The organism is Lacticaseibacillus salsurae, from assembly GCF_045862175.1.
Lineage (GTDB): Bacteria > Bacillota > Bacilli > Lactobacillales > Lactobacillaceae > Lacticaseibacillus > Lacticaseibacillus salsurae.
Genome location: NZ_BAAFZI010000006.1, coordinates 64865 through 89557, shown reverse-complemented (window position 1 = coordinate 89557; position 24693 = coordinate 64865). Strand labels below are relative to the sequence as shown.

Below are 24693 nucleotides of genomic sequence, written 5' to 3'. Positions count from 1 at the left end.
CTCAACTTTTGCACGGAACACTGCACGAGCCTTGATCACCGGTATTGCCTATAACCTGGTTCAGCTCTTTAAACAGCTCTTTGTCTCGGAAGACCGTCGTTCAACCATCTCCTCGCTACGGTTCAGTCTCTTTCACATCGCCGGTAGGATTACTTGGCACGCCCGTCGTGTGGTGATTCATCTTGCTTCTAACTATGTTTACAAGAACTGGTTTAGTCGGCTCATGGACGAAGTCCATCAGTTGGCGACCTGAACTGAATAACTGAATAGGTCGTGCGTCGAGCCGAAAACTGGGTCGGTCTGTTCGTGGTGCATCGATCACCAACTTCTCCGCTCAGTCAGTATTCGCAACGCTCCAAACGTTGCTTTCAGACCGGCCAGATGCGATTTCATGTCCCAAATACCGAGGTGAATAATCCAGGATGAAATACCACGAGTTTCTCAAATTATCTTTCACTGATACTGTACTAGCGCGTTACTTGCAAGTATCCGTTGCAACGATCAAGAAACTACGCCATGACGAACCCGTGCAACACCAAACCATTCTCAACATCGGGAAACGCTTAATGCTGTCTGATGAGGAAATCATCACACACTTGCAACGACTCAGCACCGTCAAGCGTTCACCGCCAATAACCTTGGATCCCCGCAACCTTTCAGGACCGTTAAACGCAGTCCCATTACCTGACGATTCGACGCAGCATTTTAGCATCAGTACTGCACTGGCTGATCCGCAACAGTTGATGGTTGCGATAGTCGATGACACGCCAAAACACCGTAAACGACTCAATCACAGTTTGTATGCAGATCAATGGCAAAAATATCCGACTTGCCGTTTCGACGAATTGAAGCCAAAAATCCTGATTCAGCTAATGCGTTCGGTTTTCAACCTTTCATCACCAGCAAATGTTGTGGTAGACACCAACTACCACGACCGGCGCACCCTTGCCTTGGAACTGGCCATTTTGCAAGCGATCCAAACACCCTCTATACAATCAGCTGTAACAATCGATATTGATCATCAATCAGTGGCCGGCATCTTTGATCGACAAAGTTTCCATAACTTCCAGCAGCATTTGACTGCTTTTGTCCTGCAACACTTCCAAATAAACTTGACCATTCGCTCGATTGCCGCCAGCAAAAGCCTTGGCATTCAAGTTGCCCAATTGGTCGCTTTGACCACAGTGGTTCTACCTGCTGATCAGTTGCGCAAAAATCACATCCATGCCATCACCCTTGATACCAAGTTGCATGACCCCACTTTAGTTCAGTTACTCGCATTTGAAAATGATCTCGCTTAAGCAAAAAATCCGACTGGCATCGCTACCAGTCGGATCATACTTAAATCAATCGTTTGCGCAACCATCGTGTTCCCCGAAAGCGTAAAACGAAAATCAACCCACGGATCGCCCATTCCAACGTCATGACCACTGTGATGCCGATCAAGCCATAACCGAGTCGCACGCCGAACACATAGCCGCCAACGACTCGAAATAACCACATCGTCAACAAGCTGATGTAAGTGGTGAACTTGCCATCCCCGGCTGCCCGCAACGCCGATGGTAACACAAACGAAAACGACCATACTAGGATATGCATCACAGCAAAAATCAGGTAAATGTGGAAAATATTGCTAACAATATCAGGAGCTGGGCTAAACAACTGAATGCCGCGATTGAAACTGACAAACAAGATCCCATCGACTAACACAAATGCAGCGCTTCCCAAGCCTAAAAACGACTTGGTCAACTTTTTGGCGTCATTGATATTGCGTCTGCCGATACATTGCCCCACAATCGGTACTAACGCCACTTCAAGCGCAGTGGGAATGATCTCGGACAACTGCACCCAAGAATTAGCAATGGCGTTGGTGACGATCACACTGGTGCCTAACCCGACGACCATCATCTGAATAATGATCTTCCCACCGTTAAAGAAGAACGACTCTGCGGCAAATGGCACCGCAACACCGAGGACACGCCGGATCATTTTGAAGTCAACATGACGCAATGTCTGCATCTGCAAAGCAAACAGATCACGATGCGTCGACAACATCCAAACCGCAAATCCAGCCGCCAACCAGCGAGACAGATTTAACGCAATGATCATGCCGATGATGCCCATGTGCAGCCAAGTGATAAACACCAAGTTAAAAATCAAATACAACCCGTTCATGGTGCTGGATAACACCAGCGAATTCTTCGTGCGGCCGATCCCTCGTAAGCAACCGTTGGTCCCTTCAACTGTCGCTTCAAAAGGATAACTGCCAAGCACCCCTAGCATATAGATCTTAGCATCGGCCATGACATTCGGTGCCGCGGCCCCAAAAAGCAATTGCAAAATCGGTGTATGTAACACACCAAAGACGATGGCCAAACCCAATCCCGTGAGAATTGCGCCAAATAGCGTCCCATTGACCACTTGCCCCAGCATTTTCACTTGCTTATTGCCAAAATACTGCGCGATCAACACAGTGCCACCAAGCCCGACTGCCACAAAGATCTGAATCAGCAAAATGTTGATGGACCCCACAATATTGACCGCAGAAATCGCAGCTTGCCCAGAACTGGCGATCATCGCAGTGTTTAAGAAATTGAAGCTGATCAAAAAGAATTGGTCGGCGATCACAGGCGCTAATAACGCAAAAACAAAATGATAATCTAAACTTTCGCCGGAAAACCAGCGGGTGAGAAACTTCTGCATGCCTGCGACCTCCAAAAAAATGAACTAATGATCACTTTAGAGGAAGCGCCAGTGAAGTACAAGCCTATCTTGCTCTTTCATCAAAACAATCGCGTCTGCGGGGAAAAACAAAACAGCACTAACGCGACTCGCCTTAAAGGCGGTGTTGCGTTGGTGCTGTGATGTTAATAACGTTCTTTCAGCGCGCGTTGAATGTCGCGTTGTTGATCTTTGCGTTTCAAGGTTTCACGCTTGTCGTAGTTCTTCTTCCCTTGCGCGACGCCGATCAATACTTTGGCATAGCCATGTTTAAGGTACATGCGCAAAGGTACGATCGTCAAGCCCTTTTCAGTGAGGCTGACTTCCAGTTTACGGATCTCTTTTTTGTGCAATAACAGTTTACGATTGCGCATAGGATCGACATTGAACTGGTTACCTTCTGCATAAGGCGTGATGTGAACATTTTCCAACCAAGCTTCACCATTGCGCACCCGTGCATAGCCATCGCGCAAGGTGGTTTTGCCTGCGCGTACTGACTTGATCTCGGTGCCCGTCAAGGCAAGCCCAGCTTCATAAGTTTCGAGGATATTATAATCGTGATAGGCCTTTTTGTTTTGGGCTAACAGGTTATCTGGCTTTGGCTTCATTTTCTTAGCCATCAGCACCCCTCTTTTCTAGTGTTTGTTCCCGCCGCGTTGGCCGCTTTGACGCAATTGGTCGCCTAGTTTGTTAAACGGGCGGCTGCCGCCACGGTTGTTATTGTTGTTACGGTTACGGTTGTTATTACCACCATGGTTGTTATTCCGATTGCCACCATTGCGATTGCCATTGCGTGGCGCATCACTGTGGTTTTGCCCACGAGAGCGGGTCTCGCGCTTCACCACGATATCAGTCTTAGGCGTGTCATCAGATGGGATCAAAGAGAAGTCGACTTGTCGTTGTTCCACATCAACGTTGTCCAAGTGCACTTTAACCGTTTGACCGATGCGATAGATCTTGTGGAACCGTTCGCCGACTAAGGCCATTTGGTTTTCAACAAAGGCATAATAGTCATCTTTCATCCGAGAAATATGAACCAAACCTTCAACGGTATTCGGCAAAGCCACGAACATCCCAAACCCAGCAACACCTGAAACCACAGCATCAAAGTCTTCACCGACTTTATCGGCCATGTATTCAGCCTTCTTCAAGTCGTCAACCGCACGTTCCGCGTCAACGGAATGACGTTCACGCACAGAAGTTTGTACCGCGATATCAGGCAGTTTTGCTGCCCATTTGGCTTGGTTATCTTCACCGGCACCAGCCGTGGCATAAGAACGGATCAAACGGTGCACGATCAAGTCTGGATAACGGCGAATCGGACTGGTAAAGTGACAATAATACTCTGCGGCGATCCCGAAATGCCCAAGTGGGTCTTCAGAATAGTGCGCTTGTTTCAAGCTCCGCAGCATTTTGACATTGACCATCATTTCTTCTGGTGTGCCTTGAACTGACGTGTTGACTTCTTGCAACATCTTAGGGGTCAACTTGGCACCGGCTTTGATCGGCACTGTGATCCCAAAAGTAGCCAAGAAATCGATGAAGTCTTTGATCCGATCATCATCTGGTGTTTCATGGACACGATACAAGAATGGCAAGTGCAACTTGTTGTAATGCTCCGCAACCGTTTCGTTGGCTTGCAACATGAAAGATTCGATCATGCGTTCAGACAAGCCACGTTCACGCAACACGATGTCTGTTGGGTGACCATTTTCGTCGACGATGATCTTAGCTTCATGTTCTTCAAAATCAATCGCACCACGGTCATGGCGCATTTTGTATAAGATCTTATGCAAATCGCCCATCAAGTCCAACATTGGCACTAAATCAGCGTATTTTGCGCGCAGTTCAGGATCTTGATCGGTGATCATTTTGTTGACGTTGTTGTAAGTCAAACGCCCATGTGAGCGAATGATGGATTGGTAAATGTCGTGGTTGACGACTTTGCCTTCTGGCGTGATCTCCATGTCACAAGACATTGCCAAACGATCAACATCTGGGTTCAATGAACAGATCCCGTTAGATAAACGGAATGGCAACATCGGAATGACTCGATCCGTTAAATATGTTGACGTGCCACGCGCATAAGTTTCTTTATCAAGTGGTGAGCCTTCAGTGACGTAATACGACACATCGGCAATATGCACCCCTAAATGGTAGTTCCCATTGGGTAACTTCCAAGCGACAACAGCGTCATCAAAGTCTTTAGAGTCATCGCCATCAATGGTGACAACCGGTTGATCGGTGATATCGCGACGGCCGACGCGATCTTGGTCGGTGACGTGATCTGGGATCGCGTTAGCTTGGGCCATTGCGTCTTCTGGGTATTCAGTATGAATGTCGTTAGCCAAAACCAATGACAACACGTCAACACCAGGGTCGTTTTTGTTCCCAAGATTTTCGGAAATGATCCCTTGCATGGCTTTAGGATGGTCGTGATCAGGATAAGCCGTCACTTCGACCATCAACATGTCGCCAAGTTCTGGGATCATGCCAGTATCTTTGACAAAAATTGGGTAGCTCTTGAGTTTCTTTTCATGCGAAGTCACCACCCCGATGAAACCGGTGCGTTCTTTTTCGCTATCAGATAACGGCGCATATTCACCGACTAAGCGGGTGATCTTGCGTTCAAGCACCTTCACGACTTCAGCTTCTGAACCGCGGGAGTCGCCAGGACGAGCTTTACGTGTCACGTTGATCTCAACGGTGTCGCCGTCTAAGGCATATTTGGTTGCCGGTGGCGCAATAAAGAAGTCACTATCTTCATCTTCAACAGCAACAAAGCCGAAGCCTTTTTCGTTGCCGTGGAAAATACCTTCCAAATGTCCTGCTGGTTTGCCGCCTAATTGGAACAGCGCTTCACCTGTGCTGTGGATCAAGTCATCATTTTCCAAGCCTGTTAAAGCTTGCACCATCACTTTGAAGTCTTCAGCATCTTCCAGTTTCAACGCGCGGTTGAGGCTGGCAGTGGAAAAGGCGATTTGTGGGTTGCGCCGGAATGCGGCGAGTAATTCATTTCTCATGTGGCCGACTGTGGTCATGTATGGTCCCTCGTTTTCATCATAAATGTCCAATTCGTGCGTTCACGAATTGTCGAATTGTCTCAAAAAAAGTCTCCTACCGTTGCAGGAGACTGTTGGTTAGTGCGATGCGATGTATACCAACACAATGGAGAAGGCGAAAAACAATACCCCTAACACCACTGTTACTTTTTCCATAAACGCTTCAAATCCGCGTGATTTCTGCTTGCCGAACAAGTCGGTAGCGCCACCGGATAAGGCGCTTAAGGCATCTTGTTGCTTACTAGGCTGCATTAAAGTTGCAATCACGATCAGAATCGAATCGATGATCAACAACGTCGTAAATAAATTCTGCAAGATCTTCCTCCTGAACGCGCCGAGGCGCGACTGACTACTAACTAATAGATTATCACACAAAGCGCCAAGTGGCTAGTCATCAGACGGTGAAACTGAAGCGATTTGCACGGCATCATCATCATGATAATGGGCTTGACCAAACTCAGTCCCTAATTGTGCCAATTCACTGGTTTTTAACATGCCAATGGCTTGTGGCGCCAACTTCACATGCATCATGATCTGGCCATGAGGAAACTCAAAGCTCAACACCCCCACGAGTTCATCTGCAGCCAACACAGCAAAATAATCCAAGCCGTTATCAGCAAAAATTTCATCAAACTCAGCAACTTGTTGGGCGTCATTCAGGTTTGCGGCACTGGCATCACCAAAATAATGCCATTTGACATATTCAGCAGCTTGCAATCGGTTCAAACGTTCAATGTGCATGATGGACCCCTTCTGATTTGGTCATATGAGCCGCTAAATGTTGGATCTTGGCGCGAATTTTTGCGCGTTGAGACGTGTCAGTTAGTAACACTAAGGTATCGCCGGCACGAATCACGGTATCGCCATGGGGAATGATTTGATTTTCGCCTCGATTGATGCCGATCAACAAGGTTTGCTTCGGCCAAGAAAAGTCACGCACTTGCAAGCCTTCTAGTTTGGATCCGGCAAACACAGGCAACTCCAAGCGATCCATGCGATGAATCGATTCGATCTGCTTAGGCACCGTCATGCGCCGCAACAAGGATTCGTAAATTGGGGCGCCGCCTAACACATCGACTACAATGTAAGCCACTAACGCCAACACTGCCATGGGCATCAAATGCGTCAAGTTCCCCACCATTTCGGTGATCAATAAAATCGCGGTGAACGGTGCTTTCCCGATCCCAGCAAAATAGCCAGCCATGGAGAAAATAATCAAGTTCATGACATAGACTTTCGGCAACAAGCCAACTTGCACCATGAACACCCCGTAGATCGCACCGATCACAGCTCCTAAGCTTAGGATCGGCAAGAAGATCCCACCAGGCAACCCAGAACCATATGAGATCATCGAATAAATAAAGCGCGCGGCAAAAATCACCAATAACACGGTTAAGCTTGGCACCACGCGGCCAAAGCCGACGATCATGCCATTGCCGCCCCCTAAAATACTCGGCATGTACAACCCCATTGGAATCACCAACACAAAAGGAATGATGCCTTGCAAGTAGCGGGGGATATGCGTTTTGGCATACCAGTTGGGCATGGCCAACAATACGCGCTGGTATAAATAGCCTAACAAGCCCAACAACACGCCTAAGACTAACAAATGCCAATATAAATTCACCGGCATGCTGCGGGTGTAGGTCAAATGCAACACTGGCACTTCACCGAAGACATTCAAGGAAACAAAGTCGGCGCCTAACGCACTGGCCAAAGCGGTGATCCACACTAACGGGCTGAAGTTGTGATAAACTTCTTCCAACACAAACAAGGTCCCAGCGATCGGCGCGTTAAACGCCGCTGCTAACCCAGCAGCTGAACCTGATGCGATGAGGATGCGGCGATCAGCGCCATGTTTTTTCAAGCCTTCAGCGACGCCTTGACCAACGGCGCCACCAAGTTGGATCGATGGCCCTTCGCGACCGAGAAATAGCCCTGGTCCGATGCTTAAAACCCCAGCGACGAATTTTTTCCATAAAATCGACCACCAAGGAAAATCCATTTCCCCAGCTAATTGGCCTTCGATCTGCGGGATCCCTGAGCCAGAAATGTTCGGTTCGCTTTTTAATAAGGCGGCGACGATCAAACTTAAGGCGATCATGCCTACCAGCACCAATGCCAGTTTGCCAGGTGTCGGATGGCGGTAAATAGCTTGCATGAACACCAAGACGCGTTCTATCGCAAAACGAAAGCTGCTGATCACTGCCCCAGTCAATAAGCCGACCACTAATCCTTGAAGTACAAACTTCAAACGTGTGGTATCAATTTTTGAACGAACTGCTTCCATAACTGCCCCCAAAACACTTGTTATTTTCATTATAGCAAAGATGCTGTGCTGACAGGAAAAATCAGCTTGAATTTTCAAAACTGAGTCAAGTCCAATCACAACGCCGCAAAAAAAAAGCCTCACCCTACGTCTAGGATGAGGCTTTCAGTTAAGCTAGGCAGGAATTAACCTTTGTAGTTCTTAACTTCTTTAACGTTGTAGAAGGATTGGCGACCTTTGTATTGAGCAGAGGAACCCAATTCGTCTTCGATACGCATCAATTGGTTGTACTTGGCAATACGATCAGTACGGCTCATTGAACCAGTCTTGATTTGGCCAGCGTTAGTGGCAACAACCAAGTCAGCGATCGTCGTGTCTTCAGTTTCACCAGAACGGTGGGAGACAACAGCAGAGTAGCCGGCTTCCTTGGCCATTTCGATAGCTTCGAAGGTTTCAGTCAAAGTACCGATTTGGTTGAGCTTGATCAAGATGGAGTTCGCAACGCCCATGTCGATACCCTTCTTCAGGTAGTCGGTGTTGGTAACGAACAAGTCGTCACCGACAAGTTGAACTTTGTCGCCCAACTTAGCGGTGATTTCTTGCCAGCCTTCCCAGTCGTTTTCGTCGATAGGATCTTCGATGGAAACGATTGGGTACTTAGCAACAAAGCCTGCAATCAAGTCGATAAATTCGGAAGTGCTGTATGAAGTGTCAGGATCAGACCACTTCAACGTGTAACGCTTCGTTTCTGGATCGTAGAATTCGGAAGAAGCAACGTCAAAGGCGATGGCAACATCGACACCTGGCTTGTAGCCGGCGTTGGTGATCGCTTCAACTAAGAATTCGAAAGCTTCTTCGTTGTCTTTCAAGTTAGGTGCAAAGCCACCTTCGTCACCGACGGAAGTGATGTCACCCTTAGACTTCAAGAGGGCTTGTAAGGCGTGGAAAGTTTCGGAACCCATACGGATGGCTTCGCGAACAGTCTTGGCACCAACAGGCATGATCATGAATTCTTGGAAATCGATCGTGTTAGTGGAGTGAGCGCCACCGTTGATAACGTTCATCATAGGAGTAGGAAGCACATGGCCGTTAGGGCCGCCAAGGTATTCGTACAATGGCAAGCCAACTTCAGCAGCAGCGGCACGCGCAGCAGCCAAGGAAACACCAAGAATGGCGTTAGCACCAAACTTGCCTTTGTTAGGGGTACCATCAGCTTCGATCATGGTCTTGTCGATCAGGCGTTGGTCAGTAACGTCCAAGCCGATAACTGCTTTAGCAAGTTCGTCGTTGACGTGACCCACAGCCTTTAAAACACCTTTGCCGCCGAAACGTGATTTGTCGCCGTCACGTAATTCAACCGCTTCGTGTTCGCCAGTAGAAGCACCTGATGGGACTAAGGCACGGCCAAAGCCGCCATCTTCGGTATATAATTCAACTTCAACAGTTGGGTTGCCACGGGAGTCGAGGACTTCGCGTGCTAAAACATCAGTAATGATAGACATGAATTTCTCTCCTTTTAATTGGGAAAATTTGTAAGTTAAGCGTCATTGTTTGCGTGAAGCAAGCAATTAGTCTTGGTAGTTAGCCAAAGCGATGAAGGACTCTGGATCCATGGAAGCACCGCCGACTAAGCCGCCGTCGATATCTTCTTTGGACATGAGTTCCTTAACGTTAGCAGGCTTAACTGAGCCACCGTATAAAATACGAACAGCGTCAGCAGTTTCGGCATCATATAACTTCTTAACCGTTGCACGGACGTGAGCCACAACTTCTTGGGCTTGGTCTGCGGAAGCAGTCTTGCCAGTGCCGATGGCCCAGATTGGTTCATAAGCGATGACAGACTTTTTAACGTCGTCAGCGGATAAACCAACTAATGCGCCAGCCACTTGGTAAGCGATCCAGTCATTGGTTTGGCCGGCTTCGCGTTGTTCAAGGGTTTCGCCACAGCAGATGATTGGCAACAAGCCGTTGGCAAGAATTGCCTTGGCTTTTTTGTTGATATCTTCGTCAGTTTCGTGGAAGTAGCCACGGCGTTCGGAATGGCCGATGACAACATAGTCAAGACCCATTTCCTTCAATGCTTTAGGGCTAGTTTCGCCGGTGAAAGCACCAGCATCTTCGAAGTAGCTGTTTTCAGCAGCAGTCTTCAAAGGTGTGCCTTCAGCGCCAGCAACTAACGTGGTCAAATCGATTGCAGGAGCTGCAATGATGGTTTCAACTTTGTCAGATGCTGGTAACTTGCCTTTAACGCCGTCCAAGAATTCTGCAGTTTCCTTAGGATTCTTGTTCATTTTCCAGTTGCCGGCCATGATAGGTGTACGCATGTTTAAATCTCCTTTTGTCGTTTGTAATTGCTCAATGAACGCCTTCAGCCGCTAGCAGGTTGAAGGTATCACGGAAAAATTACTTGTTGGTGATAGCTGCGATACCAGGTAATTCCTTACCTTCAAGGTATTCAAGAGAAGCGCCACCGCCAGTGGAGATGTGGGTGATCTTAGGTGCGATGCCAAGTTGCTTAGCAGCAGCTGTGGAATCACCGCCACCGATGATCGTAGTGGCATCAGTCAAGTCGCCAAGTGCTTCGCCGACTTCAAGAGTGCCTTTGGCGTAGTTAGGCATTTCGAACACACCCATAGGGCCGTTCCAAACTACCGTCTTGGCAGTCTTCAATACAGCTTTGAAGTCTTCAACAGACTTAGGGCCGATATCCAAAGCCATGTAGCCATCAGGAATGTCACCTTCAACGACCTTATGAGGGGCGTCGTTTGAGAATTCAGTTGCGACCACGTTGTCAACAGGCAGCACTAACTTGTCGCCTGCTTCAGCAATGATCTGCTTAGCTAAGTCGATCTTGTCAGTTTCAACTAAGGACTTACCAATGGACAAGCCTTTAGCTGCGTAGAAGGTGTAAGTCATCCCACCACCGACTAAGATCTTGTCAGCTTTTTCGATCAAGTTGGAGATCACGCCGATCTTGTCAGAAACCTTGGCGCCACCTAAGATGGCAACAAATGGGTGCTTAGGGTTTTCAACTGCATCGCCTAAGAACTTGATTTCCTTTTCCATCAAGAAGCCAGCAGCTGCTTGTGGCATGTTGGAAGAGATCCCAACGTTGGAAGCATGTGAACGGTGCGCAGTACCAAAGGCATCGTTGACGAATAAGTCGCCAAGGCTGGCCCAGTACTTGCCAAGTTCAGGATCGTTTTTGGATTCTTTCTTGCCGTCAAGATCTTCGAAACGCGTGTTTTCAACAACTAAAACGTCGCCGTCTTTCATGTTGTCGATTGCATCTTCAAGTTCTTTACCACGAGTAGCTGGTACAAAAGTAACCGGCTTCTTAAGTAATTCACTTAAACGTTCTGCAACTGGACGCAAGGATAATTCTTTCTTGTCTTCTTCGGTCTTAACGCGGCCTAAGTGAGAGAACAAGATCGCCTTACCGTTGTTGTCGATGATGTATTGGATCGTTGGCAATGCAGCCACGATCCGGTTGTCATCACCGATCACACCATTTTTGATCGGCACGTTGAAGTCGACACGAACGAGAACTTTTTTGTCCTTGACGTCCAAGTCGGAAACGATTAATTTCGCCATTGAATAAAACCCTCCTAATATTGGATGTATCTTATTACAACACCATTCAGCATTTTTTCCACGATGCTTAGATGACCAAATCATGAAATTGGTGTGATCATCTAAACACCGTGGTAAAAAATACCCCGGTGCAGTTCAAGCAAAAAGGGCGGAGGGAGAATTCCCTCCGCCCTCTTCAAAGCGCATGAAGCCTACTTAGTAATCAGAGATTACAGAGTAGCAAACTTCAGCAAGGTACGGATCATTTGGCAAGTGAAGCCATATTCGTTGTCGTACCAAGCAACAGTCTTAACCAATTGATAGTCACCGGCAGTGGTAACTTCAGTTTGGGTAGGATCGAAAACGGAGCCGTAAGTGGTGCCGATGATGTCAGAGGAAACAACTTGGTCAGCATTGTAACCGAAAGATGGGTTGTCTACGGTGTGCTTCTTGATTGCTTCGTTAACTTGGTCAGCAGTAACGTTCTTGGTCTTCAAGATGGAAACCAATTCAGTCAAAGAACCGTCAACAACAGATACACGTTGTGCGTGGCCCTGCAGCTTGCCGTTCAATTCTGGGATAACGATACCGATAGCCTTAGCGGCACCAGTGCTATGAGGAATAGTGTTCACAGCAGCGGAACGAGCAGCACGGAGGTTACCACCGCGTACAGGACCGTCCAAAAGCATTTGGGTGGAAGTGTAAGCATGAACAGTGGTCATAGTACCAACTTCGATACCAAATTCTTGGTTCAAGAAGTAGGCCATAGGTGCAAGGCAGTTAGTCGTGCAAGAACCGGCGGAAACGATCTTGTCGTCAGCAGTTAAGTCTTGGTCGTTAACGTTGTAGACGATAGTGCGGATCTTACCAGCAGGTGCAGAGATCAATACACGTTGTGCGCCGGCATCCAAGTGAGCTTGGGCCTTTTCAGCAGAAGTGTAGAAACCAGTACATTCGAGGACGTATTCAACGCCGTCGTTCTTAACCCACGGAATGTTTTGAGCTTGTGGTTCAGCATAGACGCGGTATTCCTTACCGTTAACAACGATACCGTTGTCGGTCGCGGAAACTTCGCCCGGGAAAGTGCCATGAGTGGAGTCGTACTTCAACAGATGAGCCAACATTGCTGGGCTGGTCAAGTCGTTGATTGCAACAACTTCGATGTCGTCACTCTTAGTGCCTAATTCGAAGATGCGACGGAAAGCTAAACGACCGATGCGGCCGAAACCATTGATACCAATTTTAACAGTCATGCTAAAATTTCCTCCTTTAGGAAATAAAGAGTTTTATTCTAACGGGTTTCCCCAGTTAAAATCGAATTTGCAGCACCGGCGTCCGTGATCAACCACGTTCGACTCGGTGCGGAGTGCATGTATGCGGCGATCGCAGGGCCTTTGGAACGGCCACCGGCAACGGCAAACACATACGGGATATGATCAAGATCCGGGATCGTTAATCCGATTCTTGGGATCTTGTAAATGACCTCCCCTTGGGCATTGAAGAATGTCCCAAAGGTTTCAGAAACTGCATGGTGTGCTTGCAATTTCTTTAAGGCATCTGGTGGCATGGCGCGACGTTTTGCCATCACCAATGCATCACCTATACTATGAATCACGACCTGCGCATTGTCAATCTTTTGTAACACTTCTTGAACGGCAGGTTCTTTTAAAAGTGGTTGGTAAGTTTGCTCACTCACGTTTTCAGGAATGTACAACACTTTAAACTGGCTATCTGTCGCCTCCGCCATGCTCGCGGCGACGGAATTGGCTTGGATCGCGACTGCTTCACCGACCCCACCGCGTGCTGGCACGAAAGTCAATTCGCGTCCGGCTGACAGCTTATAGGTCAATTGGCTGGCGATCCGTGCCATGGTCGAGCCACCCATCACCGCAACCGTGAGGCGTCCGGCTGGCAACACCACTTGCATGGTCGAATCCAACAGCTTGCCCATTTCATCAAGGACGCGCACGCTTTGATCCGCATCCCCGTTAACGATCAAACAATGATCGATGCCGAGTTTGGCGGCTAAGCGCTTTTCGTCTTCTTTGAAGCCGAGTAGCTGATTCATCAGTTGTTCCAAACCTTTGAACACGTCCAGACCTTTGCCAGTCAGGACCATGCCTGACTTTGAAGTTTCGATCAAACCGAGTTGGCGTAAGAAATCCGTTTCGGTGCGCAAGACCCGCTCAGAGGTTTTCATTTGATCAGCCAAGGTGCGCCGACCAACTGGCGCTAACCAGTTAATGTATTGCAGAATCTGATACCGTTTGGTGACCACGCCGACAAGATCCGGTGCGATTGCTTCGATCCAGGCGAATTCAGATTGCATGTCGTATCCTTCTTCTGTGGGTCGTTGTCTGTCCAACGTAGTCGTATGGCGACCCATGTCAGGCAAAAAAATTAGGAATCTCAGACACAAGCTGTACTCCCTTACCAACGTCATCATTATACCAATCCCTGAAAAAGCGTGCAAGCAATTTACTTGCAAACGCGCACGCTTTCACACAAATGGAATGCTTTGGCCATAAATCCCCAGCTTATTCGCGATGCAAGGGTTTTCGTTGTCAAGTTTTTGCCACATTTTTGTGAAAGCGTTCGGTTTTTCTCTCACTGGGTTTTCATCTTCGGCTAACCGAAATCTATATCAATGGGGTAAACCATTTTATTTTAAGGCTTTTGACATGAAAAAAGCGAGGCATCCGCAGACGTCTCGCTTAGCTTACTGTTCAATTACTTTTGATCGGCTTTTTGAACCAAAATATCGTCGATCAAACCATAATCCTTGGCTTCTTGCGCCGTCAAGTAGTGATCACGTTCCGTGTCAGCTTTAATGGTATCCATGTCTTTGCCAGTGGCATCAGACAAGATCTTGTTTAAGCTTAAACGCGCCTTTAAGATCTGTTCAGCGGCGATCTCGATTTCAGTTTGTTGGCCTTGAGCGCCACCTAATGGCTGATGAATCAACACTTCAGAATGCGGTAAGGCAAAGCGCTTGCCTTTGGTCCCAGCTGCTAACAGCACGGAAGCCATGGAAGCCGCCATCCCAATGGCAATGGTTTGGACGTCGGATTTGATCAAGTTCATCGTATCCAAGATCGCCAAGCCAGAAGTGATCACACCACCAGGACTGTTGATATACAAATAAATGTCCTTGTCGGAATCTTGCGCATCCAAAAACAGCAATTGCGCGATGATGGAGTTGGCGACTTGGTCATTGATCTCACCGGATAACATGATGATCCGGTCTTTGAGTAAGCGTGAGTAAATGTCGTAGGCACGTTCGCCACGACTGGTTTGTTCAACGACTGTTGGTACTAACATAGTATTCCTCCCTTTAATCGCGTGTGTATTAGCACTCATTTGATTACAGTGCTAAGCATACGCTATTAGTCAAAAAAGGTCAAACATAGATTAAATATTTTTTTGCTACTGTCAGTCTAGCACATTGGCCGCCACCCGAGAATGAAAGTTACCCCTTGCAACGAGCTTTTTGCCCAAACAAGTCGAGGCTGAACAAAATGTCCGTTAACGATTCATTTGCGGAAAAAATTGGGCGCATCATCGCGCCTTGCGCTGGCTCCACTTGCTTGCTTCTATAATAGTCATATGTAACGCTAACAACCGGCACCACCTTAAAACCGCGTAACTTTTGCCTTGGTGCATTTTTGCTTGCAATGCTTGCCGGAATCGCGTAATATAATTAAGTACTTGCGCGGTTAGTGTAATGGATCGCACGTGAGATTCCGGTTCTCGAAATCCGGGTTCGACTCCCGGGCTGCGCATCAAAGGACCACCAAAAACGCCTAGCAATAGGCGTTTTTATTTTGCCCAAGCCGACAAAAAATCCCGCCAGTAGCGGGATTTTTTTTAGTCAAAGCGCAAGTCGCCATCAGCGACTGACATTAACTTGGCATCGACTTGATCGACGCTTTCTTTGACAGCTTTGTATTGTTCAGGGTCCATGCCCACTTTTGACGCACAGCTTTGCACATGCGCGTAGATCTCATCGCGCAAGTCTTCAGCCTTTTGGGTCAAGGAGACATCTACGCGGCGTTCATCAACTGATGAGCGTGAGCGGTTGATCCAGCCGTCTTTTTCCAAGCGCTTCATCAATGGCGTCAAGGTGCCACTGTCCAAAGACAAGGTTTGACCAACTTGTTTCACCGACATGGTGCCGTGTTCCCACAATGACAACAACGTGATGTATTGCGGGTAGGTCAAATGATACTTGGACAAAGCTTGGGTGTAAAAGTGGTTGAATTGTTTCTGCGCTTTATAAATTGAAAAGCACAGTTGTTCATCCAATAAAACGGGTTCGACCATAGTATGCCTCCTAAGTGCGTTCAGTATGCGAGTTCTGGAATATCTAAACCGATAATTTCGACTTTATCAAGTTCTATTGTACACGATTATCTACGCCCTGCAAACCACTTGCAGACAAAAAAATTGCCTTCAGCGTAAGCTAAAGACGATTAATATAAAAGTTATACACAATTATGCATCTTGCGGTTGCTGATAGCCTTCTGCGATTTGATTCAACTTGCGTAAGCGGTGGTTGATCCCAGATTTCGAAATCGCCCCACTGGGCACCATTTCGCCTAATTCTTTCAACGACACATCAGGATGCGCCAAGCGCAAAGCGGCGACTTCTCGCAACTTTTCTGGCAATGAATCCAACCCGACATGTGTCCGCAAATAATTGATGTTTTCGATTTGGCGTTGTGCGGCGTCAACGGTTTTGTTTAAGTTGGCGGTTTCGCAGTTGACCAAGCGATTCACCGAGTTGCGCATGTCGCGCACGATGCGCACATCTTCAAACTTCAACATCGCATTGGTGGCGCCGACCACTTGCAAGAAGTCAGCAATTTTTTCTGCTTCTTTCAAATACACGATGTAGCCGCTGCGGCGCTCAACCGTGCGGGCGTTCAAGCCAAAATCATTCATCATCGCCAAAATATCTTGATTGTGATCTTGATACAAAGAGTAGATCTCCAAGTGATACCGCGATGTTTCTGGACTGTTCACCGACCCGCCAGCCAAAAAGGCCCCGCGTAAGTAGGAACGCCGGCGTTGCGGCTCATTCATCACTTTCGGCCCGACGCCAGTTTGGATCGACAAACCGTCGTGATCTAAAATGTCGAGATCTTCCAACACCGTATTGACGTTGGCAGTCAGCCGCACCACATACTGGTTGTTTTTCTTCAGCTTCATTTTGCGCCGGACGATCAAGTTGGCTTCCACTTGATAGACTTGTTTCAACAGCGCATAGATTCGGCGGGCAATGGCAGGATTTTCGGTTTGGACATTTAAGACAAATTGATGATTCAAAATGCCTAATGACCCGTTCATACGGATCAAAGCCGATAACTCAGCTCTGGCATGTTCAGGATGGACTTCTAATTGCGTCAGTTCTTTTTTAACGGTACTGGCAAAACTCGCCATTTACTCACCTCTTTTTCATGGTGCCAACTTGAAAGGCTAAATTCAATATTTCTGCTGCGACTTTATCCCCATCATGGAACACCCCGCGATCGCGCAACTTCAAAAAGTCCGCCGAGATCACGCGGCAACCCATTTTGCGTAAAGCGGCGTAATCGGATTTCACCGGACTAGAAATTTCGTTGTAGCGCTGACGATCTAAGTAATCTGCCGGCACTGGGGAAATGTTGACCAACACCGTATCAACAAACGCTTCGCCTAAATGATCATGCAACACTTGCACATGTTGGGCGTCGGTGAAGTTTTCGGTTTCACCTTTTTGCGTCATGATGTTGACGATGTAGATCACTTCCGCTTGGGTTTTTTTCACAGCGTCGCCAAGGTTTTTGATCATTAAGTTTGGCAAAATGCTGGTAAACAGCGACCCAGGCCCTAATACCACCACATCAGCCGCCATGATCGCGTCGATCACTTCTTGCTCGGCGCGCGGTTGCGAGTGGTCATTGGGATCAGTTTCTTCCACATGGATGCGCTGAATGGTTTTGCCAGCCGCAGAGATCTCCGCTTCCCCAGCTTGAGTGGTGCCGTCAGTAAACTCGGCATGCAAGGTCAACGGCGTGTTCGATGCTGGGTAAACATGCCCATCGACATGCAGCATTTGTGACAATGCTTGGATCGCTGGGAAAATGCCGCCTTTCATTTCCGACAATGCGGCAATGATCAAATTACCGATCGCATGTCCGGAGAAAAACGCATCATTGGAGTTAAAGCGATACTGAAACACATCCCGCTCAACGCTTGGCATATCTGCCAACGCAGACAACACATTGCGGATATCACCAGGTGGCACGACGTTGATGTAGTTGCGGATGACGCCGCTAGAGCCGCCGTCATCTGCCACTGTAACGACTGCCGTGACGTCAGCGTCTTGTTCATGCAAGGCTTTGACGATCACTGGCAAACCAGTACCGCCGCCGATAACCACGACTTTAGGACGCCGGCCGCGAATGACACGAATAATTTTCGTTCCGTTTGCACTCATGAGCGGTTCACCGTCGCTTTGCGTTTATTGATGTCGCGATGCGTGATATCCACTGGGTATGCCGCTTCAAACGCATGCCCCACACGTTCAGCAAAAGCCACTGAGCGGTGTTGCCCGCCGGTACAGCCAATGGCGATGGTGACAGCAGTTTTGCCTTCTTGTTGGTATTGCGGCATGATCTCCGCTAACATCACGTAGAATTTTTGATAGAACGATTCGGCTTGCGGGTTGTCCATCACGTAATCATAAACCGGCTTTTCCAAGCCAGTTTTTTGCCGATATTCTGGCACATAATACGGATTGGGCAAAAAGCGCACATCCATGACAATGTCAGCGTCGATCGGCAAGCCATATTTAAAGCCGAAGCTCATCACTTCCAAGTGGAAAGTCGGATGTTCAGCAGATTTAAAGGTGACAAACAGTTTCTCGCGCAGTTGCCGCGGGCTTAAGTTAGTGGTATCGATCACCACTTGCGCGCGGTTACGCAATTCGGTCAACAATTCGCGTTCTTTGTGAATACCATCCATCAACCGCCCTTCCATCGCCAGCGGGTGACTGCGACGGGTCTCTTTATACCGCGACACCAATTCTTCGTCTGTCGCGTCTAAAAATAGGATCTGGGAGGTGACAAAGGCAGTGGAATCAAGGTTGGCCAGCATGTCGATCACTTGGTCATAGAAAGCTTGCGCCCGCAGATCAACGACCAGCGCAACTTTGGTGATTTTGCCTGATTCTTTGAGTAATTCCCCAAATTTTGGCAACAATGCAGGTGGCATGTTGTCGACACAAAAATAACCGAGATCTTCAAAGGCTTGCACGGCCACAGTTTTACCGGCGCCAGACATCCCAGTGATGACCACTAAATTCAAGGGCTGATCGGCCATATTATTCCTCCTCATGCGTTGCTTTGACTAGTATAACATGCCGGGCGTGTCAGTGGCACGCCCGGCATGTGTTTATTTTCTGACGACACGACAGCAAATAAAAACGCAAGCCCGTGGCGAGCTTGCGACAACCTTAAATGTTGCGCCGGGCAAACGCGATGATGATCGCATTGACGCCCCAAACGGCAAAAAACATGGCCAATAAAGTGACCATCCCCACAGCTGAGATCACTGGTTGCATCACGAATAATAACGCGATCAACACCGACACGATGTCTAAGATCAAGTTGATCACAAACCACAACGTCCCAGCTTGCCGCAAGTGGCCAGCGTTTAACAAATTGGCGATACTGTCGATCAAAAACCAAGCGGCAAACACATACGCCACCGCGATCACGGCAGATTCCAAGTTGAACAAAAACAAGATTCCGACCAATACGTCGATGACCCCAGCGACGCCTGATACCCAAGCCAAGCCGCCAGTTAAGTCGTGTAATTTAGGAAAAGCGGCCAACGTCGCGATCCCACGAATAATGGCAATAATGGCGAAAATGAAACTCAATGTCATCATCGTTGCGCCAGGATTGCGCAACATGACGACAGAACCGATCAATAAGGCGATCCCAGTAATAAATTCGCCCAAATCAAACCCCATTTGCGTTCGATTAAACATCTCGCACCTGCTTTCTATGTTGCCTTTATTATACCCGAAAATTCGCCGTGGCAGGAAATGATTTTCCCGATACGCCAAAACGCCTTGAGGCCACCAAATCGGTGACGCCAAGGCGCCAGTTGCGAAACTATTTTGCTAACGCCGCCATGCGGGCTTTATCACGTTGTAAAATCGGCTTTAAGTACTTGCCGGTGTATGACGCTTTAACGTCTGCCAGTTGTTCTGGGGTGCCAGTGGCGATCACTGTCCCACCGCCGTCGCCACCTTCTGGGCCGAGATCGATCAGCCAGTCAGCCGTTTTGATGACGTCTAAGTTATGTTCGATCACCAACACCGTATTGCCTTCATCGACTAAGCGTTGCAACACGCCTAACAAGCGCTTGATGTCATCCGTGTGCAAACCAGTCGTCGGTTCATCTAAAATATAGAAGTTTTTGCCCGTGGACAGCTTTTGCAGTTCTGAGGCTAACTTCATGCGCTGCGCTTCCCCACCAGACAACGTGGTGGCAGATTGGCCCATGGTGACATAGCCTAAGCCCACATCAATGATGGTTTGCAATTTGCGCGCGATCTTAGGGATCGGGGCGAAGAACTTCACTGCTTCGTCAATGGTCATGTCCAACACATCAGCGATCGACTTGCCTTTATAGGTGACTTCCAACGTTTCAGAATTGTAGCGTTTGCCATGGCACACTTCGCAAGGCACATACACATCTGGTAAGAAGTTCATTTCGATTTTAATGATGCCGTCGCCTTTACAATTTTCACAGCGGCCACCTTTGACATTAAAAGAGAACCGTCCTTGCGTGTAGCCGCGCAACTTGGCTTCATTGGTTTGAGCAAACAGCGCGCGAATATCGTTGAACACGCCAGTATAAGTCGCTGGGTTAGACCGCGGGGTTCGGCCGATCGGACTTTGATCGATATCGACTAACTTTTCGATTTGATCCCACCCTTTGATGCCAGCATATTTCCCGGGTTTAGCTGAATTGCGATACAGCTTTTGGGCCAAAGCCCGTTTTAAAATCGAATTGACCAACGTTGACTTACCTGAGCCGGATACGCCAGTCACTGCCACGAATTCACCTAGCGGAAAGTCCACATCGATGTTTTTCAAATTGTGATCTTGTGCACCTAACACGGTGATCTTTTTGCCGTTGCCGCTGCGCCGGGTTTCTGGCACGGGAATGAACTTCTTGCCAGACAAATATTGCCCAGTCAGTGACTTGCGCGAGCGCATCACTTGCTTTGGGGTGCCGGCAGCCATGATGCGCCCGCCGTTGTCACCAGCGCCAGGGCCGACATCGATCAAGTAATCCGCCGCTAACATCGTGTCTTCATCATGTTCCACCACGATCAAGGTATTGCCTAGGTCACGCATTTTTTTCAACGAGCGGATCAAGCGGTCATTGTCGCGTTGATGCAAACCGATCGACGGCTCATCTAGAATGTATAACACACCAGATAAATTCGAGCCGATTTGCGTGGCCAAGCGAATGCGTTGGGCTTCGCCACCAGACAAGGTGCCAGCAGAGCGGCTCAAGGTCAAATAATCCAAGCCAACGTTTTGCAAAAAGCTTAAGCGGTCGTTGACTTCTTTAACGATCGGTTGGGCGATGAGCTTTTCGCTTTCAGACAACTGAATGCTTTGGAAAAATGGGATCGCGTCTTTGATCGACAAGTCAGATGCTTGGGCGATATCTTGGCCTTCAACTTTCACCGCTAAAGCTTGGCGATTCAAGCGCTTGCCATGGCACACTGGGCATTGCAAAGCGGTCATGTATTGGCGCATTTGATCTGAGCCAAAGGCGTAGTTGTTGGAGTGATAGCGGCGTTGGACGTTGTTGATGACCCCTTCAAACGGCGCATCCACATCTTTAACGCCGAAATCGGAATCCGCGTGGAAGTGAAATTCCTTGCCTTTAGAGCCATATAACACCAAGTCTTGTTGCGCTTTGGTCAAGTCTTGCCAAGGTTTGTCCATTGGCACGCCAAAAGCCGCGCAAGCTTGACGCAACATCGACGGATAATAATTGGCCGTCGCCGAACTCCAAGGGGCCACGGCGCCTTGGGCAATGGTCAAGCTGCGATCTGGGATCACCAAGTCGACATCCACATCCAGCTTCATCCCCAGCCCATCACATTCTGGGCAAGCCCCAAATGGCGCATTGAAAGAAAACAAGCGCGGTTCCAATACGCCGATGGTAAACCCACAAATCGGGCAGGCAAAATGTTCTGAAAAGACTAACGGTTTGCCGCCAATGACATCCACTGTGGCGTAACCTTCACTTAAGCGCAATGCGGCTTCAAAAGAATCAAACAAGCGACTGCGATTGTCGGCATCGCCATGTTTGACCACGATGCGGTCGATCACGATATCGATATCGTGATTTTTGTTTTTGTCCATTTCAAAGTCAGCGTTGGCATCCATCACTTCGCCGTCAACGCGCATGCGCACATAGCCTTCCCGCACGATCTTCTCCAAGACTTTCTTATGGGCGCCTTTTTTGTGGCGCACGATCGGACTTAAGATCTGAATGCGGCTGCGTTCTTCCAGCTGTTGCACGCGGTTGACCATTTGTTCAACGGATTGGCTCGTGATCGGGGTGCCATCGTTTGGACAGATCGGATGACCGATGCGCGCCCAAAGCAAGCGCAAATAGTCGTTGATCTCAGTGACCGTGCCGACAGTTGACCGCGGATTTTTCGAAGTGGTTTTTTGGTCGATGGAAATCGCTGGGCTTAAACCGTCGATCGAATCGACATCAGGTTTGTCCATTTGGCCTAAGAATTGCCGCGCGTAAGCGGACAAGCTTTCCACATAGCGGCGTTGGCCTTCTGCATACAAGGTGTCAAACGCCAAGCTGGACTTGCCAGAGCCAGACAAACCGGTCATCACGACTAATTTGTTGCGGGGAATGGTGACGTCAACGTCTTTTAAGTTGTGGGCGCGGGCGCCATGGATCACAATTTTGTCATTTGCCAATTTACATGCCTGCTTTCAATTCTAAAATCGTATCACGTAACGTTGCGGCTTGTTCGAAGTCCAATTTCTTGGCGGCAGCTTGCATTTGCCCTTCCAAGTTGGCCACCAAAGCGGCACGCTCTTTTTTGGTCATATCCTTCAAGTCCACTTCAGCAAAACTCTTATCCTTATCGCCATTGGTGACGTCTTTGGTGTCCACTGAAGTGATCGCATCGCGGATCGGTTTGATAATGGTCGTGGGGGTGATGCCATGTTCTTGGTTGAACTTTTCTTGGATACTGCGCCGGCGTTTGGTTTCAGAAATCGCTGCTTTCATCGAGTCCGTCATTTTATCCGCATACATAATGACTTTCCCATGACTGTTCCGCGAGGCACGACCAATGGTTTGGATCAAGGAGCGTTCAGCGCGCAAAAAGCCTTCTTTATCCGCATCCAAAATCGCGATCAACGATACTTCTGGCACATCGATCCCTTCTCGCAACAAGTTGATCCCGATCAACACATCGAACTTGCCTAAGCGCAAGTCGCGAATGATCTGCGTGCGTTCTAGGGTTTTGATATCTGAATGCAAATAACGCACATGAATACCAAGTTCTTTGAGGTAATCCGTCAAGTCTTCGGCCATTTTCTTGGTCAAAGTGGTGACAAAAACGCGCTCTTTTTTCTCGATGCGTTCATTGATCTCAGATACCAAGTCATCGATTTGGCCCATGATCGGCCGCACTTCGATCACTGGATCCAACAAGCCAGTCGGGCGAATGATCTGCTCAGCAATGTCTTTTTTCGGCACGCGGTCAAGTTCATAAGGGCCAGGCGTGGCGGACACATACAAAATGCGCTTGACATGCTTTTCAAATTCGTTGAGCATCAATGGCCGATTATCTAGCGCTGAAGGCAAACGGAAGCCATAATCGATCAACGTTTGCTTACGCGCGCGGTCGCCGTTATACATCCCGCGGATCTGCGGCATGGTGACATGGGATTCATCGACCATGATGTTGAAGTCTTTGGGGAAGAAATCAAGTAGCGTAAATGGCGGCTCGCCAGCTTTGCGGCCTTCCATGTGGCGCGAATAGTTTTCAATGCCGCTGGTATAACCCATTTCCCGCAACATTTCCAGATCATAATTGGTGCGCTGCTCCAAGCGCTCAGCTTCTAGCAACTTGCCTTCACCGCGTAATTCCTGCAAGCGGTCATCAAGCTCGGCGGCGATACGTTTGATGCCTTCTTCAAGTTGATCTTCTGAGGTCATAAAGTGCGTCGCTGGGAAAATGGACACATGTTGGCGCGAACCCACCACTTCACCCGTCAACGCATCAACTTCGACGATCCGATCGATCTCATCGCCGAAAAATTCGACGCGAATGGCGTGATCATCGCGGCTGGCAGGGAAGATCTCCACGACATCCCCACGCACGCGGAAGCGCCCGCGTTGAAAATCGATATCATTGCGGTCAAATTGGATATCGACTAATTGCCGCAACAACGTGTTGCGATCGATTTCCATCCCGACGCGCAGTGATAGCACGTGATCGCGATATTCAGTTGGTGACCCTAACCCAAAAATCGACGACACTGACGCCACCACGATCACGTCATTGCGTTCTAGTAACGCACTGGTTGCCGAATGACGCAACTTATCGATTTCGTCGTTAATGGCAGAATCTTTTTCGATGTAAGTATCGGAGCTGGGCACATAGGCTTCTGGTTGGTAGTAGTCATAATAGGAAACAAAATACTCAACAGCATTATGTGGGAAGAATTCTTTGAACTCCCCATATAATTGTCCAGCTAAGGTTTTGTTATGCGACAAAATCAACGTGGGCTTGTTTAAATTGGCGATCACATTGGACATGGTAAACGTTTTCCCTGTGCCAGTGGCCCCTAGCAGGATCTGCTCTTTTTCCCCATTCAAAAAGCCTTGTGTCAGCTTTTCAATGGCTTGGGGCTGATCCCCAGCGGGTTTATATGGTGATACCAATTCAAACTTGCGGTCTGCCATGCGCTCAATCATGCAACTTCCTCCTCGCGAAAAAAAAGTCGG

Annotated in this window: 21 protein-coding genes and 1 tRNA gene; 3 read left to right on the top strand and 19 right to left on the bottom strand. The window is 48.4% G+C overall.

Annotation, left to right across the window (positions count from 1 at the left end):
• Both ACKTSG_RS03845 and ACKTSG_RS03840 read left to right on the top strand, forming a co-directional pair.
• Positions 1-253 (top strand): transposase (locus ACKTSG_RS03845; RefSeq protein WP_407891817.1); only part of this gene is annotated, 253 nt, incomplete at its 5' end.
• Positions 254-422: 169 nt separating this feature from the next.
• The gene (locus tag ACKTSG_RS03840; RefSeq protein ID WP_407892134.1) at positions 423-1301 is read left to right on the top strand and encodes a hypothetical protein; all 879 of its coding nucleotides are present in this window, start codon (positions 423-425) and stop codon (positions 1299-1301) included.
• A gap of 40 nt (positions 1302-1341) precedes the next feature.
• Here the strand turns inward: ACKTSG_RS03840 and ACKTSG_RS03835 are convergent, their stop codons facing one another.
• The 12 genes from ACKTSG_RS03835 to clpP form a co-directional block, all read right to left on the bottom strand.
• Complete coding sequence (locus ACKTSG_RS03835) at positions 1342-2703, bottom strand: MATE family efflux transporter (RefSeq protein WP_407892132.1); 1362 nt, start codon at positions 2701-2703, stop codon at positions 1342-1344.
• A 164-nt stretch (positions 2704-2867) separates the two neighbouring features.
• Entirely contained in the window at positions 2868-3341 is a 474-nt protein-coding gene (gene smpB / locus ACKTSG_RS03830) for an SsrA-binding protein SmpB (protein WP_407892130.1), read from the bottom strand.
• A 15-nt stretch (positions 3342-3356) separates the two neighbouring features.
• On the bottom strand, positions 3357-5762 hold the full coding sequence (gene rnr, locus ACKTSG_RS03825; RefSeq protein ID WP_407892128.1) for a ribonuclease R: 2406 nt from the start codon (positions 5760-5762) through the stop codon (positions 3357-3359).
• A 99-nt stretch (positions 5763-5861) separates the two neighbouring features.
• Entirely contained in the window at positions 5862-6098 is a 237-nt protein-coding gene (gene secG / locus ACKTSG_RS03820; protein ID WP_054715351.1) for a preprotein translocase subunit SecG, read from the bottom strand.
• 72 nt (positions 6099-6170) lie between these two features.
• Entirely contained in the window at positions 6171-6524 is a 354-nt protein-coding gene (locus ACKTSG_RS03815) for a hypothetical protein (RefSeq protein ID WP_407892125.1), read from the bottom strand.
• Entirely contained in the window at positions 6514-8073 is a 1560-nt protein-coding gene (locus ACKTSG_RS03810; RefSeq protein ID WP_407892123.1) for a ClC family H(+)/Cl(-) exchange transporter, read from the bottom strand. Before ACKTSG_RS03810 ends, ACKTSG_RS03815 begins: the two co-directional genes overlap by 11 nt.
• Before the next feature lie 164 nt (positions 8074-8237).
• Positions 8238-9554, bottom strand: a complete 1317-nt coding sequence (eno, locus tag ACKTSG_RS03805) for a phosphopyruvate hydratase (RefSeq protein ID WP_407892121.1) — start codon at positions 9552-9554, stop codon at positions 8238-8240.
• A 66-nt stretch (positions 9555-9620) separates the two neighbouring features.
• Complete coding sequence (tpiA, locus tag ACKTSG_RS03800; protein WP_407892119.1) at positions 9621-10376, bottom strand: triose-phosphate isomerase; 756 nt, start codon at positions 10374-10376, stop codon at positions 9621-9623.
• Positions 10377-10455: 79 nt separating this feature from the next.
• Positions 10456-11646, bottom strand: coding sequence for a phosphoglycerate kinase (locus ACKTSG_RS03795; protein WP_407892117.1), 1191 nt, complete (start codon positions 11644-11646; stop codon positions 10456-10458).
• 209 nt (positions 11647-11855) lie between these two features.
• Entirely contained in the window at positions 11856-12878 is a 1023-nt protein-coding gene (gene gap / locus ACKTSG_RS03790) for a type I glyceraldehyde-3-phosphate dehydrogenase (RefSeq protein WP_407892115.1), read from the bottom strand.
• A 38-nt stretch (positions 12879-12916) separates the two neighbouring features.
• Positions 12917-13954 (bottom strand): sugar-binding transcriptional regulator, encoded by a 1038-nt coding sequence (locus ACKTSG_RS03785; RefSeq protein WP_407892113.1) that lies wholly within the window; start codon positions 13952-13954, stop codon positions 12917-12919.
• Positions 13955-14355: 401 nt separating this feature from the next.
• Positions 14356-14985 carry an ATP-dependent Clp endopeptidase proteolytic subunit ClpP gene (clpP, locus tag ACKTSG_RS03780; RefSeq protein WP_407892111.1) on the bottom strand — a complete coding sequence of 210 codons (630 nt, stop codon included), beginning with the start codon at positions 14983-14985 and terminating at the stop codon, positions 14356-14358.
• 350 nt (positions 14986-15335) lie between these two features.
• Between clpP and ACKTSG_RS03775 the strand changes: the two genes are divergently transcribed.
• Positions 15336-15407 (top strand) — tRNA-Arg (locus tag ACKTSG_RS03775).
• An 85-nt stretch (positions 15408-15492) separates the two neighbouring features.
• Here ACKTSG_RS03775 and ACKTSG_RS03770 read toward each other — a convergent pair.
• The 7 genes from ACKTSG_RS03770 to uvrB form a co-directional block, all read right to left on the bottom strand.
• Positions 15493-15948 (bottom strand): MarR family winged helix-turn-helix transcriptional regulator, encoded by a 456-nt coding sequence (locus tag ACKTSG_RS03770; protein ID WP_407892110.1) that lies wholly within the window; start codon positions 15946-15948, stop codon positions 15493-15495.
• A 171-nt stretch (positions 15949-16119) separates the two neighbouring features.
• The gene (whiA, locus tag ACKTSG_RS03765; protein WP_407892108.1) at positions 16120-17067 is read right to left on the bottom strand and encodes a DNA-binding protein WhiA; all 948 of its coding nucleotides are present in this window, start codon (positions 17065-17067) and stop codon (positions 16120-16122) included.
• 4 nt (positions 17068-17071) lie between these two features.
• Positions 17072-18106 (bottom strand): gluconeogenesis factor YvcK family protein, encoded by a 1035-nt coding sequence (locus ACKTSG_RS03760; protein ID WP_407892106.1) that lies wholly within the window; start codon positions 18104-18106, stop codon positions 17072-17074.
• On the bottom strand, positions 18103-18990 hold the full coding sequence (rapZ, locus tag ACKTSG_RS03755) for an RNase adapter RapZ (RefSeq protein WP_407892104.1): 888 nt from the start codon (positions 18988-18990) through the stop codon (positions 18103-18105). Before rapZ ends, ACKTSG_RS03760 begins: the two co-directional genes overlap by 4 nt.
• 133 nt (positions 18991-19123) lie before the next feature.
• Positions 19124-19663 (bottom strand): HdeD family acid-resistance protein, encoded by a 540-nt coding sequence (locus ACKTSG_RS03750; RefSeq protein ID WP_407892102.1) that lies wholly within the window; start codon positions 19661-19663, stop codon positions 19124-19126.
• A gap of 127 nt (positions 19664-19790) precedes the next feature.
• Positions 19791-22649 (bottom strand): excinuclease ABC subunit UvrA, encoded by a 2859-nt coding sequence (uvrA, locus tag ACKTSG_RS03745; protein WP_407892100.1) that lies wholly within the window; start codon positions 22647-22649, stop codon positions 19791-19793.
• Position 22650: 1 nt separating this feature from the next.
• Positions 22651-24663, bottom strand: a complete 2013-nt coding sequence (gene uvrB / locus ACKTSG_RS03740) for an excinuclease ABC subunit UvrB (protein ID WP_407892098.1) — start codon at positions 24661-24663, stop codon at positions 22651-22653.
• Between the last annotated feature and the right edge of the window lie 30 nt (positions 24664-24693).